Origin of the sequence: Paenibacillus amylolyticus (assembly GCF_050990605.1) — a bacterium.
Lineage (GTDB): Bacteria > Bacillota > Bacilli > Paenibacillales > Paenibacillaceae > Paenibacillus > Paenibacillus amylolyticus_H.
Map to the genome: position 1 here is coordinate 4,918,065 of NZ_CP158832.1, position 15,814 is coordinate 4,933,878.

Here is a 15,814-nt window from a genome sequence, read left to right on the forward strand (position 1 = left end):
CATTCCAATGCGTACAAATGTGAAGAACGACCAAAAACACCCGCTCCTGATTGAGCGGGTGTTCTTGGGTTTGGTTAATCACGTTGATTCCTATTCCGTGTATCCCATGCTGCTCACAAAACGACGGAAAGCCTGGCGTCCTGCTTCATCATGTTTGTAGACACCTGCATGCTCCAGAATCTCGGCAAATTTCAAGCCGACTTCCTGTTGTACAATGGCAACGGCTTGTTCTTTGTCCAGGTTAGAACCAAACCGTTCAATCAATTCTTCCGCCCAGCCCAGATGTTTGTTCAACACATGATCAGAGGCTTTGGCAGCTTCAGCAAGCTTGGCATCTCCAGCGAGGATATTCGCGATACTGTCCAGCTCTTCTTTCAAACGACCTGGCAAGATTGCAAGGCCCATCACTTCGATCAGACCAATGTTTTCTTTCTTCAGATGGTGCATTTCACGGTGCGGATGGAAAATTCCCTCAGGATGCACATCATTTGTACGGTTGTTCCGCAGAACAAGATCCATCTCATAACCACCGTCTGCACTACGACGAACAATTGGTGTTACTGTATTGTGAGGTACTTGTTCGCCGTCTACTTCACTGAATGCTTCGATATCCACAGCCGAATCACTGTAAACCTTCCACGCTTCATATACAGCGTTACCGGCTTCAAGCAGCTCTGCAGGATCGTGTGAAGCCAGACGCATCACAGACATTGGCCATTTTACAAGACTCAATGTAAGCCCAGGTGCATCTGCATGGCGGAAGACCGCCTCTGGCTGTGCATTTTGAATAGCGAATGTATGACGACCACCTTGGAAATGGTCATGTGTCAGAATAGAACCGCCCACGATCGGCAGATCCGCGTTAGATCCGATAAAGTAATGTGGGTACTCCCCGACAAAGGCAAGCAGCCTGCGTAGTGTATCCTTTGTCAGCTTCATCGGTACATGATCATGATGGAAAATGATGCAGTGCTCGTTGTAGTACACATACGGCGAGTATTGGAACAACCAAGGCTCGTTGTTAAGCTCCAGCGGAATGACTCTCAGATTCTGGCGAGCCGGGTGATTCACCCGACCAGCATAACCTACATTTTCACGACACAGCTGGCATTTCGGATATACCGGCGGCGGAAGCAATTTCGCCATGGCAATTTCCTTGGGACTTTTCTCCGGTTTCGACAGGTTGATCGTAATCTCCATGTCTCCATAGGCCGTATCCTGTGTCCAGTATACGTTCTTCGAGATCCGGTCCATCCGAATGTAGTTGGAGTTAATAGACAAGTCATAGAATTGGGATGTGGCCGCTTCAATGCCTTCCGTCTGCTCCGTGTGCCGGAATGCGCGTACCACTTCGGATGGGCGCGCCATGAGATGACCCATGATTTTGGCATCCAGCAAATCACGGAACGTATCGCTATTTTCAGGAATGAGTCCAATGGAAAATCCATAATCGATCAACGTATCCAGCATAGCCTGTGGACCATCGGGCACAGTCATGTCCAACTCGCCGGCATAAGGCTCTGAGAATCCGAATTGTTCCAGCAGGAGGTTACGGCTGTAATCCCAATCCGCTTCCTCAATTAATTTTTTCTGCAAGGCAAATGCAACCAGACGTTCAATGGCATGCAGTGCTTCCTGCTGCTCCGGTGTCCGCTCTGTGGCACCTGCTGCAATATGAGTCTGTGACATAAGGTGTTCGCCTCCTAGTTTTTTCCGTAGCCGTCAGGACGTGATTGGTGCCAGCTCCAAGCGCTTTGAATGACATCTTCCAGATTGGTCCATTTCGGATTCCAGCCCAGAACGGATCTCGCTTTTGCAGATGAAGCTACCAGAACAGCCGGGTCACCTGCACGACGTGGTTCCTGTACAACCGGAATATCCAGACCAGTCACTTTTTTCGCTGTTTCGATCACTTGTTTTACCGAGAATCCTGTGCCGTTACCCAGGTTGAACACATTACTGTTCTCACCTTTGCGAAGATAATCTACTGCACGCAGATGCGCATCAGCCAAGTCGCTCACGTGGATATAGTCACGGATACATGTTCCATCTTCTGTTGCATAGTCGTCACCAAACACAGCGATGTGCGGGCGTTGTTTCAATGCTGTTTGCAGTACAAGTGGAATCAAATGACTCTCTGGCTGGTGATCTTCACCAATTTTACCGCTGTCATGAGCACCGGCTGCATTGAAGTAACGCAGGGAAACGTATTTGATATCTTGAACTTTATCGAACCATGACATCATGCGTTCCATCATCAGCTTTGTTTCGCCGTATACGTTGGTTGGCTCTGTACGATCACTCTCTTCGATTGGCACTTTCTCAGGCTCACCATAGGTAGCTGCTGTAGAGGAGAAGACGATGCGGCGTACGTTCGCTGCATTCATCGCTTCCAGCAGACAGAGTGTACCAAATACGTTGTTGTCATAATATTTAACCGGGTCTTTCATACTCTCACCTACGAGTGAGTTGGCCGCAAAGTGAATGACTGCATCGATTGAATTTTCAGCGAACAGCTTCGCCAGAATTTCTTTGTCACGCAGATCCCCTTCATACAACTTACCACCGAGCAACGCCTCACGATGCCCTGTCTGCAAGTTATCCAGTACAACAACCTCTTCCCCGCGTTCCAACAATGCTGCTACCGTATGAGATCCAATATACCCTGCTCCACCTGTTACCAAAATTGCCATTTTACTTCGCCTCCTTCAATTCTTTAACACCGTCACCTACGCCGCACACATAAAAATCACCTTTGAGACTGGTACGCGCTTCATATGCAGCGCCAACTTCACTTACAAAACGCTCGACATCATCTTCATGCACAAGTGATACGGTACAACCGCCAAATCCTGCGCCAGTCATCCGAGCACCAAGCGTGCCTGGAATCCGCAGAGCTTCTTCAACCATAACATCCAGCTCATCACAGCTTACTTCGTACAAGTCACGAAGCGATTCATGAGAAGCGTTCATCAGCTTGCCGAAGGTCTCCAGATCGTTACCCTGCAATGCTTCCACCGATGCGAGCACACGAGCGTTCTCTTCCACAACATGTTGTGCACGCTGTCTTACTTTCTCATCCTTGATCTGATCCTGTAGTGTTACGAACTGCTCTGGCGTCAATTGAGCCAGGTAATTCAGTGCAGGCAGCTGTTCCTTCAAGATGGCAAGTGCCTGCTCGCATTGGGAGCGACGTTCATTGTAAGCCGAATCCACCAGCCCCCGGCGTTTGTTTGTGTTACCGATGACCAATTTGTAGGAACCTGTACGGAAAGGAACCTTTTCGTACTCCAGTGTGTCACACATCAGCAGGATCGCGTGATCCTGGGCACCGTTTGCGACAGCAAACTGATCCATGATTCCACAGTTGACACCTACGAACTCATTTTCCGCTTTCTGGGACAGAAGCGCCAGTTGTACCGTATCAATATCCGACACGCCCTCCAGAGACTGCATCGCGAATCCGGTAAGTACCTCCAGAGATGCAGATGATGAAAGTCCTGCCCCGTTCGGAATCTCCCCATGGTACAGAAAGTCGTACCCTTTCGTTACCTTCAAGCCTTTGCCTTGCAGTTCAACCATGACACCAACAGGATAGTCGGTCCATTCTCCGGTCTTCTCCTTACCGATGGACGAAGTGTCTAGTACCCCTTCATAAGACATGTTCGTGGATGCCAGTTGCAACTTGTTGTCCTGACGCTCACGAATGATCAATGTTGTTCCAAATTCAAGTGCTGCCGGAAGCACGTATCCACCGTTATAGTCAATGTGCTCACCAATCAGATTCACACGCCCAGGGGCATGAAATACACGGATGTCCGCTCCACTCTCTCCGTACTTCTCAATAAACTTTTGTTTCAATTCAGTTACGTTCACTGCTGGTGCACCTCGCCTCGTTGTTGTGGTTTTCTTAATGTTATTATATAAGAAAGCGGTGCCTCTTGTAATGCAACCATGTGTGTTTCATATGGATAAATGTGACCTTAAGGCGTATAATGATCAGAGCATCCCGGAAAGAAGGAAACGACCATGTCAGATCAATTCAACGCCAAGAAAGAATCCCTTGCATCTTCTAACGAAAAAATACAGGAATCACCTTCCGGTAAAAGCGGAGCACTCAGTTATTCGGTTGCCTCCAATCCTGTCTATTATGAACAAGGCACACTGCATGTCCTGTTTGCCGGGGCAAGCCAGACCCTTCCGGGTCACGCCCTCGGACCTAAATTGTTTGATTATTATCTGCTCCATTATGTAGAAAAAGGGGCGGGTACGTTCCGTACCGAACTGCACACCTACGAGTTATCCGCAGGTGATTGTTTCCTCATTCATCCCGGGCAACTGGTGAGCTACCAGTCACATGCACGCAACCCATGGCAATACCGCTGGATCGCCTTCACAGGCAGCCAGGCTGCCCAGCATGCCGATGAGGCGGGATTCCGCCCGGAGAAGTCCGTTTTTCATGCCGGAACCTCTTGTGGAATATCCAATTGGCTATCCGTGATGCAGGATGCTTTTGCCGAGCGCAAAGAAAGCTCCCATTTCATATCATTGGGTACGTTATATATGATTCTAGCCGAAGCACAGAATCACCTTTCGCAGGGGCAAACCTTAATTCCCGGTGAATCCTCCATCCGACGTACGGTGAAACAGATGATTCAATATATGTCTACCCAATATGCCTATCCTGTCTCCATTGAGCAAATGTCTGCGAGTCTTGGATACAACCGGGCCTATCTATCCCGTATTTTCAAACAGGAAACCGGACTTTCGCCAGTCACGTATCTGCTAAAACTGCGGATCGACAAGTCGCGCCAACTCCTGAGAGAACGACCGGATCTGTCCATCGAACAGGTATCTGCATCAGTGGGACTGCCAGACGCGCTGTATTTCTCCAAACAGTTCAAACGATTTCACGGTGAAGCACCCAGCTTGTATCGAGAGAAAATACTGTCCCGCCCACTACACCAGGGTTTACAGAAGAATGCACAACAAAACAAACGGTGAGCAACTTAACGGACAAAGAATCATATACGACAAAAAAAGGTGCATTCCGCCATTATGGCTAAGATGCACCTTTTGCACTTTATTTATTTGTCATCAGGCTCCGGAGACAGAATGGATTCAATCCGTTCCAATTCCTCTGTAGAGAAATCCAGCTGACTGAGCGCAGCCACATTCTCTTCAATCTGGGAAGGACGACTTGCCCCAATCAGCGCAGAAGTTACCCTGCCATTACGCAGTACCCATGAGAGTGAAAATTGGGCCAAACTCTGACCGCGGGCTGCTGCAATCTGGTTCAGCGCACGCACTTTGCGGAGCGTCTCTGGAGAGATGTTGTTCTCATTCAGGAATACCGATGGTCCTTTGGCACGTGAGTCTTCCGGGATACCATTCAAGTATTTGTTCGTGAGCACACCTTGTGCCAATGGACAGAATGCAATACTGCCTGTTCCATACTCATCCAGCACGTCCTGCAAACCATCTTCAATCCAGCGGTCCAGCAGCGAGTATTTCGGTTGATGGATTAACAGGGGCGTACCCAGACCTTTCAGAATTTCGGCAGCCTGTCTCGTCTGCTCTGCGGGATAGTTGGAGATCCCTACATACAGGGCTTTGCCCGAGCGAACAATATGATCCAGTGCCATCATCGTTTCTTCCAAAGGCGTTTCCGGATCATAACGATGTGAATAGAAAATATCCACATATTCCAGGCCCATACGCTTCAAGCTCTGATTCAGACTGGATACCAGATTTTTGCGTGAACCCCACTCGCCATACGGCCCGGGCCACATATAATATCCCGCTTTGGTGGAGATCACCAGTTCATCCCGATAAGGTTTCAGATCCTGGGCCAGTACCTGTCCAAATAACTGCTCTGCCGAACCTGCCGGTGGGCCATAATTGTTGGCAAGATCAAAATGTGTAATGCCCAGATCAAATGATCGGGTAATCATATTACGGCCATTCTCAGCGTTATTGATACCGCCAAAATTATGCCACAGTCCCAGTGAAATCGCTGGCAGTTTCAAACCTGAACGTCCAACGCGGTTATATTTCATCGTTTCATAGCGAGTATCGCTTGCTACGTAGACCATTATGAATCCCTTCTTTCCCCAGGTTCCGCCTCTTGTATCCGGTCTATACCGGAGAAGGCGGTTATTCAGTACATACGTTCAACCAAGAAGCTGGTCCACATGATTCATTACCTCGCCAATCGGCTGTGTAATCAGTAAATCCGCTCTACGGTCATAGGCAGTAGGTGTGGCGTTAAGAAGAACCGTATGTTTTCCCTGAAAATACGTAATTAACTGGGCTGCTGGATATACCGTCAGTGACGTACCTCCCACGAGTAACAGATCTGCAGAAGACAGTGCATCAATGGAACGATACAATGTTGTCTGATCCAGTTCCTCCTCGTACAGCACTACATCCGGCTTGATTACACCACCGCATGTGGTACAGCGAGGTACGGTATCTTGGGATTGTATAATATCATTCAGCGCATAAAACTGCTTGCAATCCATGCAGGCATTACGATGAATTGAGCCGTGAAGTTCAAAAACATTGCTGCTGCCTGCCTTCTGATGCAGTCCGTCGATATTTTGCGTGATCACTGCCTGAAGTTTTCCTTCCTGCTCCAGACGGGCCAATAGTCGATGACATCCATTCGGTTCAGCATCTGGATGAAGCATTTTACCTCGATAAAAATCATAAAAAATATCGGCATGTTGATCAAAAAAATGCCGGCTTAACAATTCTTCCGGTGGATAAGGCGAATGCTGCTCCGTTTGATACAGACCCGCAGCCGAGCGGAAGTCGGGAATCCCGCTTTCCGTTGAAGTCCCGGCTCCCCCGAAAAAAACAATACGGCAGCTTTCCTGAATCCAGGCAGCCAGTTGTTCAGTTGCGTTCATCCTCTCTCCTCCTTTTATTTACTATATAAATTGAACTAAAGACTATTTACACTGACCACTCCGATGACAGAACAACCTTCCAATCGCTGTTATCCCCAGATTTTTTTGATCCCTTTTATAAAGGGTAAATCCGGGGATAGCAAATGCTTCCGATGTAGCTTTCTTTTAGAAAGCTTTTAGACGAACGTTCCACTTCTTCAGGTTATTTCTGTCCTCTCCGCTTCGTGTAAATGTTTAAATCAATTCATATCGTTCAGCTAATTAAATGGTGACTTATACAATCACGCTTATCTCATTATAATGACGAATAATGGCATGGGCATCAACCAGGTGGGATCCTTGATCTGATTGTTGACAGTAACCGAGCGTATAGGATACCTCTGCGTGCCGCCCCATCTGCATATCCCCATTACTATCTCCAATGACAACGGCTTCCGCTGGATCGATATGTAATTCACGGCAAGCCAAGAGTGCTGCTTCTGCATCCGGTTTGCCCTGGGTCACCCGATCACAACCCACAATGGAGGTGAAAAAGGAACGAACCCCCATCCAATCCAGATGTGTTTCTGCTGCCGCTGTACTGTCTGAAGTGACAACTGCCAGTGGTATGTCCGCCGACCTGCAACTCTGCAAGAAGGCCAGCAATCCTGGCATCGGTTCAGCCAGTTTCCTCTGCCTAACCTCTCGCATGGCTACACTTGAAAATTGGCGTATCGTTGTGATCGCTTCATTCCATGGCATGCCTGCTGCATATAGCTGACCGGCAAGCAATCCCGTGCACTCATCCACAGTCGCAATGGCCAGCGGACCTTGCGGATCATAGCCGACAATGTGACCTTCTGCATTATGAATGGTGCCCAGGACATGCTCCAGTTCTACCGTAAATGAAGCTCCAAGTTCATTCATACGTGATTGCAACTGATCAAGCAATGTCTCTGCCCACGGCCCCCATAGCTGGAGAAATTCGAGCAGTGTACCATCTTTATCAAACAGGATACCTTTACACGGGATCTGTGCTCCATGCACTTGAAGCATCGTCATCCGTATCACCTCCATCAAGTTATGTTATAAATGCATACAGCCCTTAATGCAGAATAATCCAAATCTACTTGATGGTACTTAACCAGGCCAGAACTGTCTTGACGGTCTGATTCAGCTGTTCTTCCCCACTCACTTCCGGCTCGCCATCTCCTTTTTGATGACCATAATCACCAAACTGGGCGTGATTTCCACCTTCAATGGTATAATATACCGTGTCTTCTGGAAGATACATACGTCCACTCTGATATTTGGTCATATTCACAACCTCATCTTTAGTACCCAGAATGGATAAGGCAGGTATCCCCAGTGTCATTACGCTTCCTTTTTCATCCGGGTAGGATGCCAGAAAGAAGATACCCTGAAGTGCATCAGGATGTGCGGCTGCATAACGTGCAGCCATCGACCCGCCGAGAGAGTGTCCACCCATAACAAATTGTTCGTCTGGATAGGCGGCAAGAATCTCATCTGCCAAGTTCGGCTTGAGCACTGCGAGGTTGACTGGCATTTTGGCAATAATCGTGTGATGACCTGCAGCGGCCAACTCATGCGCAAGTGGTGCATAACTTTCCGGTTTTACCAGTCCACCAGGGTAGAAGAGTACACTTTCCCCAGTCGGTTTGTCTGGCACAAAATCAATCCAGTTCTCTTGTTCGCTCACGGTCACCTGATCGGCTGTTTCCATGGCCGTTTGAGCTGTTTCCTGGGGACCGTAGGGTGTGAATAATTTCCATGCAACAAATCCACATCCAATGACAATGAGCGCCAGAAGTACGAGCAGGAATTTCCCGATGCCCCTCTTCTTGCGCCCTGTATTATACCGATTTCTCAACGTTAATCACCTTTCTTCACTTCCGCAGGTGCCGCGGCTCACAGAATTGGGAGCCTTTGTCCATCAGGCTCCCCTTCTACGAATTAAAAAATATTATTCAGCCTTGGCCTTGCGGTAAGCATCCATATATTGTTCCGCTCTGCGACGGACATGACTCAGGTCACCCGTCTTCACAGCTTCCGATGTCAAGTCAGAGCCGATGCCTACAGCGACTGCCCCACCCTTAATCCAATCCCCCAGATTAGACAAGGATACCCCGCCAGTTGGCATAAAATTCGCCTGCGGCATAGGGCCCTTCATCGTTTTGATAATCGAAGGATCATACAGGTTTCCTGGGAACAACTTCACAATGTCCACACCAAGTTCCAATGCACGCTGAACGTCAGCAATCGTCATCACACCAGGCAGAATCGGAATTCGATACAGGTTGCAGATCTGAACCGTATCCGGGTTCAGGGAAGGTCCGACTACAAACTCGGCACCCGACATGATCGCTGCTCTCGCCGTCTGCGGTTCAAGCACTGTTCCCGCACCAATAATCGCAAATTTCTCTGGATCTTGTGTGTTCCAATGGTATACACGGCTTAATTTTTCAATGGCTTTGAGGGCGCTGGGTACCGTCATCGTAATCTCGATAACTTTAATGCCACCCGCAATCGCTTGCTCGGCCATGGCAATGACTTGATCGGCAGAATCTGCACGCAGGACTGCAACAACCCCATTGTCCGTAATCTTTTGCAACAGCTGAAGCTTCTTCATTTCATTCTCTCCCTTGTCAATGTGGTGGTTGTGTATACAAGCCTTACATTTAAGAACGAAGATGAGCCATATATGATGTCAGCAGCGACTAGCGCTCAACATGGGCAACGTTGTTCAGCTTGGCCTCGACCTGCCCCCACGTCGGGAGCGCCTCCCAATCGCCAACAGCCTGTATAACCATGGAACCGGTCAAATTTCCGAGACGGGTTGCTTCCTGTGGGGAGTACCCTTTTAACAAACCCGATAAAAATCCCGCGCAGAAACCATCTCCTGCTCCTACCGTATCCAGAACATAATCCGCCTTAAAGTACGGAACTTCCGTTAGGGTACCATTCGCCAATACGTAGGTCAAATCAGGACCACCCTTCACGATGCACACAGCATTCATGGAAGATAAACGCTCAAGTACTTTTTGATCATTTTCTTCGTTGTATAGAAGTTTCATCTCGTCCAGACCCGGTAAAAAGTAGTCCGCCAGTTCAGCTAAACGTAGTAATACGGGGCGTGCTTCATCCGCTGACCATAGTTTGAGACGCAGATTTGGATCAAAGCTTACTTTCACCCCTGCCTGTTTGGCAATATGTATGGCAGCCTCTACCGTTGCAAGTCCGGACGGACTTATCGCTGCCGTTATACCCGTAACGTGCAATATCTTCGCCCCGGCAATATAGTCGGGATCGAGATCATCAGGTGTGATCGCACTTGCAGCAGATAGCTTCCTATAATAATGCACCGAGGCTTTCCCGGAAGCGTTCTCACGAATCATCAAACCAGTGGGCTCGTGATCACTCAACCTTACCCGGGATACATCTACGCCTTCACCGCGAATGGCTTTCAGAATCATGTTGCCGATCGGATCATTGCCCAAACGTCCAAACCAGCCACTCGTATGCCCGAGCCGGGATACACCAATAGCCAAATTGCTCTCGGCACCCCCAAACGACTTGTCCAGTGTGGCTGCATATTCCAGCCCTCTTGTATCCTTGGCAGTCAGCAAACCCATACTCTCCCCAAACGTAATAATTTCCGGGCTTGGATTGGGACTCATTGACATGATTTCTTCCCTCCTTATATTTACATTCCCTCATCTTCTGTTACTATTGTCATCCTCTATGCAACCGTTGTCAATCCCGTGGCGTTCATTTTGTTGTCACAGCTTTGATAAAAGATAACGCTTACTATTGTGAATTAAATCACAATAGAGAATGTACATCCATATTACCCTTATTACAGATGCAAATGACCTTTGGAATAAGGGTCTATAAGGGGGCTACACCATGAAAAAACAGACACTGATCCGGGATGATCAGGAATCTTTCTTTTACAATCTGCGATTTATGCTCATCGTCTGTGTTCTTGCAGGTAATGCACTGGAACCACTCATCACACGCTTTGCAGGCGCGGAAGCTCTGTTCCTGTGGATATATACGTTTCACATGCCACTCTTCGTATGGGTAACCGGGTATTTTGCGACACACTCACTTCAAGGTGCCTCTGGGCGAAATGTCCTGAAGCAGATTGCCTTACAATATGTACTGTTTCAGTCCTTATACGCATTAATGGACTTTACCGTCTTCCATACACCCGATATGCGATTATCCTTCTTTGCACCTTACTTGCTGTTATGGTTTCTCGCGAGTCATTTCTGTTGGCGACTGTTGCTTCGTCTGACGATTTCCTGGAAACCGATATATCGGCTGATTGGATCGATAGCGCTCGGTGTAATAGCCGGGTATTTGTCCATCGACGGGTTCTGGCTCAGCTTCAGCCGTACGTTTGTGTTCTTGCCGTTCTTTGTTATCGGTTATGACTACGGAGCATCCATTCGCTCTCGTTTATTATCCGGTTGGGGGCGAAGAACGGCAGCCATCCTCTCCGCTGCACTGTTGGTATGGATCGGGTATGGCGGTTTGAATATTTCATCGGGGTGGTTACTTGGCAGCATGACATACGCCGAACTGGGCCACCACGAATGGTATGCCGGCATCTTCCGACTTGGCGTCTACTTGCTGGAAATCGCATCGGCAGCCCTGTTCTTGGCTTGGGTACCTTCCTTGACTTCCAGACTGACGGACCTTGGACGGCGCACACTCTATGTTTTCCTGCTGCATGGTTTTCTCGTTCGTCTCGCGATCTGGTCCGGAGTCTACAGTTATATAGGAAGCTCGGCTTATATTCCAGTCATACTTGTCATCGCCGTACTCTTTGCAGTCACACTGGCTCTGCCGGCTGTACGTCACACGTTCAAACCCTTAATTGAACCGGATATATCCCGCTTTTCTTTCCATTGGCATGATGTGTTTAAACGGTCGGCCTAATGCTCTGACGGAGCTCTTGACCATCGATTCTATCCTGGTGTGTTGTTTCAGGCTGGAAATAAGGTGGTAAATTAGGGATACGCGCTACAAAAAACAACTTATCGTTGTAAGGAGTGATTTGTAATGGCACGTCAACCGACGTCAGAACGCAAGATGAGCCGTGAGGAAGCTGGCAGATTAGGTGGCAAAGCCACTTCCAAGAACCATGATCGAAGCTTCTACCAGATGATTGGAAAAAAAGGTGGAGAAGCGACCTCAGATGCCCATGACACTGACTTTTACAAGCAGATTGGTCGCAAGGGCGGCGAAGCAACCTCCGAAACTCATAATAAGGAATTCTATCGTGAGATTGGACGCAAAGGCGGAAGCAACTAATGAATTCCGCTCGCCACATCGAAACATGATCATAGCTTTCCCGCAAATCAAGAAGTCTAATTCCATGAAAATGGTTTGAGGCTTCTTTCTATTGATTGTAGAAATATGACGACGGTTGTGATAGACTCAATAGAAAAACCGGGTGTTCACGGGTTTAAAGCAGCAAAGAATTTCACAAACTACGGGGAGCTCGACACCGGCATGCCGGTCCTTTTTTTTAGAGTACGGATGAAATTAAACGACAGATGCACTGCCATTTACTTTTCCATTCATGTTGCTCAATATTATATATTTGGGGGGAATACACCATGTCAGCCAAGAAGATGCGTTCCGATATGATCAAAAAAGGTTTTGACCGTGCACCACACCGGAGTTTGCTCCGCGCAGCGGGCGTTAAAGAAGAGGATTTCGGCAAGCCGTTTATTGCCGTATGTAACTCATACATCGATATCGTGCCCGGCCACGTCCACCTTCAGGAATTCGGTAAAATTGTAAAGGATGCTATTCGTGAAGCCGGTGGCGTTCCATTCGAATTCAACACCATCGGAGTAGATGATGGTATTGCCATGGGACACATTGGTATGCGTTACTCGCTGCCAAGCCGTGACATTATCGCGGATTCCGTGGAAACCGTTGTATCTGCTCACTGGTTCGACGGCATGGTATGTATCCCGAACTGCGATAAAATTACACCCGGCATGATGATGGGTGCACTCCGCTGTAATATCCCTACCGTGTTTGTCAGCGGTGGACCGATGAAAGCCGGTCGTGACAGCAATGGTAAAGCTCTGTCCTTGACCTCTGTATTTGAAGGCGTAGGCGCTTATCAAGCAGGTAAAATCGACGATAAGAGTTTGCTTGAGCTTGAACAGTTTGGCTGTCCAACCTGTGGATCATGTTCCGGTATGTTTACTGCAAACTCCATGAACTGTCTGGCTGAAGCGATGGGACTGGCTATGCCAGGTAACGGAACCATCCTGGCTGTTGCTCCTGAGCGTCGCGAGTTTGTTAAACAATCCGCTAAACAACTGATGGAACTTATTAAAATGGACCTGAAGCCACGTGATATCGTTACTGTAGAAGCGATCGATAACGCGTTTGCACTGGATATGGCGATGGGTGGCTCTACGAATACAGTACTGCACACGCTGGCACTGGCTCATGAAGCAGGCATCGAGTATCCAATTGAGCGTATCAATGAAGTAGCTAACCGCGTTCCGCATCTGGCGAAACTTGCACCTGCTTCCGATCTTCACATCGAAGACGTCCACAATGCAGGCGGCGTAAGCGCAGTGCTGAACGAATTGCTCAAGAAACCAGGCGCGATTCATGGTGACTGCATTACGGTTACTGGTAAAACCATCCGTGAGAATGTTGAAGGAAAAGAAATTCAGGATACAAATGTCATTCACCATCTGGATAACCCACATTCCGAAAAAGGTGGCCTGGCTGTATTGTTTGGTAACCTTGCACCACAAGGCGCTATCATCAAAGTTGGTGCAGTTGATGCTTCGGTTGGTGGATACCACAAAGGTCCTGCCATCTGCTTTGACTCCCAAGAGCAAGCGCTCGAAGGCATTGCTAACGGCAAAGTAAAAGAAGGACATGTTGTTGTTATCCGTTATGAAGGACCAAAAGGCGGACCAGGTATGCCTGAGATGCTGGCTCCTACTTCCCAGATCGTAGGTATGGGGCTCGGTGCCAAAGTTGGTCTGATCACCGATGGACGCTTCTCTGGCGCATCCCGCGGAATCAGTATCGGACATATCTCTCCGGAAGCAGCTGAAGGTGGTCCAATCGCCTTTGTTGAAGAAGGAGACATCATCGAGCTGGATCTGAACAACCGTATCATCGAATTGCACATCAGTGACGAAGAGTTTGAACGTCGTCGCGCAGGTTGGAAAGGCTTTGAACCGAAAGTAAAAACCGGTTACCTGGCTCGCTATTCCAAACTGGTTACCAATGCAAGCAACGGTGGCGTACTGAGTATCTAAGTCACTAATAAATTAAGGGTTGCTCTTCTGCCAAATCCGGCGAAGGGCAACCCTTTTCGTTTGCTATATGATGTGATTAGACCGTTTAGTTCCGCTCTGGCAGTATCTCTTGGTCGATTAACAACGACTCATCTCTGGATTCCTCTACCGTTGCTGCGACCTGCGTTTTATTTTGACCGTAACGTTCCAACAGTAGATCCAGCGGCATGGCAATCATCTTGGGTACCAATTGTTCTGCACGCTGTTTCAGACGTTTGGTTCCAGCGGGATGAATCACACTTAAGAGCAGTTTCAGGTATACTTTGGATGCAGCACTGAACGGTCCAGGGGGCAATTCTTGTATGGTAAATCCGAATTTTTCCGGACCTCTGTTAATCATACTCACACCGTATATGGCTTTGGCGGAGCGTAACTCAGGTTCGAGTGCCACCATGCGTGCCAAATCCGGCAATTGCTGTTCCATCGTCCGAATCATGCGAATAGCCAAATGCATACTGGAACGCGAAGTCACCCCAAGTTCGAACAACTTCTGATTGTCAAAATGCAGTTCAATGACCGGATCTCCGTTTTGGATGACATGGCCATCGCTCATCTCCATTCGTGCTCCGTGGTATACACGAGATCGAAAGTGTAACATGGGATCTTCTGGCGAAGCCGTCCGCAGATGATATACCCAGTGAAACAACTTCTCCCAGCCCAGCCATAAGGCAACAACGATTCGCTTCCATAACTTCAACGTATGATGTGGTTGATTCTTCTTCCGAGATTCGCTCACTGTAACACCTCCCATCAACGTATCAACGCGTACGCTTTGCAGGCCTAACCGTTCAGCTTCCTGTAATACGACTTCCAGCGCCTGAAGCATCTGCTCCGGCGCGTGTGCATCAGCACCAAGGGTCGTTCCTCGATCATGCAGCAGCATGACCTCTCCACCTCTCAGTTCCTTCAGCATCCGTTCGGTCAATCTCTGGGCACCTACTCGGCTTCTCCAGTCTTCAAACATGGAGGACCACAGAACAATCTTTCGTTCTTTCTTGCTGAAAAAATCAAACAGATTCATAATCCCCCACGGTGGACGATAATAACAAGTCTTCAGGCCGGTTACTTCATGGATAATCTGACCTGTTCGCTGAATCTGGTCACGAACAGTACGTGGCCGCATGAGCCAGTTCGTCTTGTGAATATAATTATGAATGCCAATTAGATGACCTTCGTCATGTATGCGCTGAATGAGTTCAGGATGACTCGCAGCATGTTCTCCAACAACAAAAAATGTTGCTTTGGCTTGATGCTGACGAAGCAGATCGAGCAGTCTCGGCGTATAATGTGGATCTGGCCCATCGTCAAACGTTAATGCAAATTGTGTATCACTTTTTCCCCTTCTGAATACACGAAAACCGAAAAGCCTGCTAATCAAACTTGGAATAAAGGCGTAAAAAGATGAAAGATACAATAACCACAGTAAAATACTATGAAGTATCGTTGTCATGATGCAAGCTCCCCACTTCATGCTGAATTACGGTGCACTATGGCACTATCTAAAATAAACCGCCTTTAATTTTATCATAGTTCATACTTTTCTTA

13 protein-coding genes and 1 pseudogene are annotated in these 15,814 nt (G+C 48.1%); 4 read left to right on the plus strand and 10 right to left on the minus strand.

Annotated elements, in window-relative coordinates; translation table 11 throughout:
• Nucleotides 1-90 precede the first annotated feature (90 nt).
• Genes ABTV53_RS21620 through ABTV53_RS21630 form a run of 3 tightly spaced genes read right to left on the minus strand, consistent with a single transcriptional unit; the run spans nt 91 to nt 3,876 of the window.
• Nucleotides 91-1,689 carry a UDP-glucose--hexose-1-phosphate uridylyltransferase gene (locus tag ABTV53_RS21620; RefSeq protein WP_433746334.1) on the minus strand — a complete coding sequence of 533 codons (1,599 nt, stop codon included), beginning with the start codon at nt 1,687-1,689 and terminating at the stop codon, nt 91-93.
• 14 nt (nt 1,690-1,703) lie between these two features.
• Nucleotides 1,704-2,693, minus strand: coding sequence for a UDP-glucose 4-epimerase GalE (gene galE, locus ABTV53_RS21625; RefSeq protein ID WP_017686840.1), 990 nt, complete (start codon nt 2,691-2,693; stop codon nt 1,704-1,706).
• 1 nt (nt 2,694) lies between these two features.
• A complete protein-coding gene (locus ABTV53_RS21630; protein WP_433746337.1) occupies nt 2,695-3,876 on the minus strand; it encodes a galactokinase in 1,182 nt (393 codons plus the stop codon).
• Between the two features lie 153 nt (nt 3,877-4,029).
• Between ABTV53_RS21630 and ABTV53_RS21635 the strand changes: the two genes are divergently transcribed.
• Nucleotides 4,030-5,004, plus strand: coding sequence for an AraC family ligand binding domain-containing protein (locus ABTV53_RS21635; RefSeq protein ID WP_433746340.1), 975 nt, complete (start codon nt 4,030-4,032; stop codon nt 5,002-5,004).
• Between the two features lie 83 nt (nt 5,005-5,087).
• Here the strand turns inward: ABTV53_RS21635 and mgrA are convergent, their stop codons facing one another.
• The 6 genes from mgrA to ABTV53_RS21665 form a co-directional block, all read right to left on the minus strand.
• Complete coding sequence (gene mgrA, locus ABTV53_RS21640) at nt 5,088-6,095, minus strand: L-glyceraldehyde 3-phosphate reductase (protein ID WP_433746343.1); 1,008 nt, start codon at nt 6,093-6,095, stop codon at nt 5,088-5,090.
• A 78-nt stretch (nt 6,096-6,173) separates the two neighbouring features.
• Complete coding sequence (locus tag ABTV53_RS21645; protein WP_433746346.1) at nt 6,174-6,914, minus strand: NAD-dependent protein deacylase; 741 nt, start codon at nt 6,912-6,914, stop codon at nt 6,174-6,176.
• A gap of 273 nt (nt 6,915-7,187) precedes the next feature.
• The gene (locus ABTV53_RS21650; RefSeq protein ID WP_433746349.1) at nt 7,188-7,955 is read right to left on the minus strand and encodes an HAD family hydrolase; all 768 of its coding nucleotides are present in this window, start codon (nt 7,953-7,955) and stop codon (nt 7,188-7,190) included.
• A gap of 64 nt (nt 7,956-8,019) precedes the next feature.
• On the minus strand, nt 8,020-8,784 hold the full coding sequence (locus ABTV53_RS21655) for an alpha/beta fold hydrolase (protein WP_433746352.1): 765 nt from the start codon (nt 8,782-8,784) through the stop codon (nt 8,020-8,022).
• 93 nt (nt 8,785-8,877) lie between these two features.
• The gene (locus ABTV53_RS21660; protein WP_105407210.1) at nt 8,878-9,543 is read right to left on the minus strand and encodes a bifunctional 2-keto-4-hydroxyglutarate aldolase/2-keto-3-deoxy-6-phosphogluconate aldolase; all 666 of its coding nucleotides are present in this window, start codon (nt 9,541-9,543) and stop codon (nt 8,878-8,880) included.
• Between the two features lie 88 nt (nt 9,544-9,631).
• Nucleotides 9,632-10,597, minus strand: a complete 966-nt coding sequence (locus ABTV53_RS21665; RefSeq protein WP_433746355.1) for a sugar kinase — start codon at nt 10,595-10,597, stop codon at nt 9,632-9,634.
• Nucleotides 10,598-10,820: 223 nt separating this feature from the next.
• On the opposite strand from ABTV53_RS21665, the gene ABTV53_RS21670 reads away from it, so the two are divergent.
• The 3 genes and pseudogenes from ABTV53_RS21670 to ilvD all read left to right on the plus strand — a co-directional run bounded on the left by ABTV53_RS21670 (nt 10,821) and on the right by ilvD (nt 14,230).
• Complete coding sequence (locus tag ABTV53_RS21670; protein ID WP_433746358.1) at nt 10,821-11,861, plus strand: acyltransferase family protein; 1,041 nt, start codon at nt 10,821-10,823, stop codon at nt 11,859-11,861.
• A gap of 123 nt (nt 11,862-11,984) precedes the next feature.
• Nucleotides 11,985-12,227, plus strand: a pseudogene (locus ABTV53_RS21675) (KGG domain-containing protein); the annotation flags it as partial.
• Between the two features lie 317 nt (nt 12,228-12,544).
• On the plus strand, nt 12,545-14,230 hold the full coding sequence (ilvD, locus tag ABTV53_RS21680; RefSeq protein WP_074096200.1) for a dihydroxy-acid dehydratase: 1,686 nt from the start codon (nt 12,545-12,547) through the stop codon (nt 14,228-14,230).
• 85 nt (nt 14,231-14,315) lie between these two features.
• Here ilvD and ABTV53_RS21685 read toward each other — a convergent pair whose 3' ends face one another.
• Nucleotides 14,316-15,719, minus strand: coding sequence for a polysaccharide deacetylase family protein (locus ABTV53_RS21685; protein ID WP_433746361.1), 1,404 nt, complete (start codon nt 15,717-15,719; stop codon nt 14,316-14,318).
• Between the last annotated feature and the right edge of the window lie 95 nt (nt 15,720-15,814).

Excerpts from the sequence above, each read along its gene's own strand:
- mgrA (WP_433746343.1), bottom strand. The coding sequence starts at position 6,095 with ATGGTCTACGTAGCAAGCGATACTCGCTATGAAACGATGAAATATAAC.
- ABTV53_RS21620 (WP_433746334.1), bottom strand. The coding sequence starts at position 1,689 with ATGTCACAGACTCATATTGCAGCAGGTGCCACAGAGCGGACACCGGAG.
- ABTV53_RS21650 (WP_433746349.1), bottom strand. The coding sequence starts at position 7,955 with ATGACGATGCTTCAAGTGCATGGAGCACAGATCCCGTGTAAAGGTATC.
- ABTV53_RS21660 (WP_105407210.1), bottom strand. The coding sequence starts at position 9,543 with ATGAAGAAGCTTCAGCTGTTGCAAAAGATTACGGACAATGGGGTTGTT.
- ABTV53_RS21645 (WP_433746346.1), bottom strand. The coding sequence starts at position 6,914 with ATGAACGCAACTGAACAACTGGCTGCCTGGATTCAGGAAAGCTGCCGT.
- ABTV53_RS21635 (WP_433746340.1), top strand. The coding sequence starts at position 4,030 with ATGTCAGATCAATTCAACGCCAAGAAAGAATCCCTTGCATCTTCTAAC.
- ABTV53_RS21665 (WP_433746355.1), bottom strand. The coding sequence starts at position 10,597 with ATGTCAATGAGTCCCAATCCAAGCCCGGAAATTATTACGTTTGGGGAG.
- ABTV53_RS21670 (WP_433746358.1), top strand. The coding sequence starts at position 10,821 with ATGAAAAAACAGACACTGATCCGGGATGATCAGGAATCTTTCTTTTAC.
- ABTV53_RS21685 (WP_433746361.1), bottom strand. The coding sequence starts at position 15,719 with ATGACAACGATACTTCATAGTATTTTACTGTGGTTATTGTATCTTTCA.
- galE (WP_017686840.1), bottom strand. The coding sequence starts at position 2,693 with ATGGCAATTTTGGTAACAGGTGGAGCAGGGTATATTGGATCTCATACG.
- ilvD (WP_074096200.1), top strand. The coding sequence starts at position 12,545 with ATGTCAGCCAAGAAGATGCGTTCCGATATGATCAAAAAAGGTTTTGAC.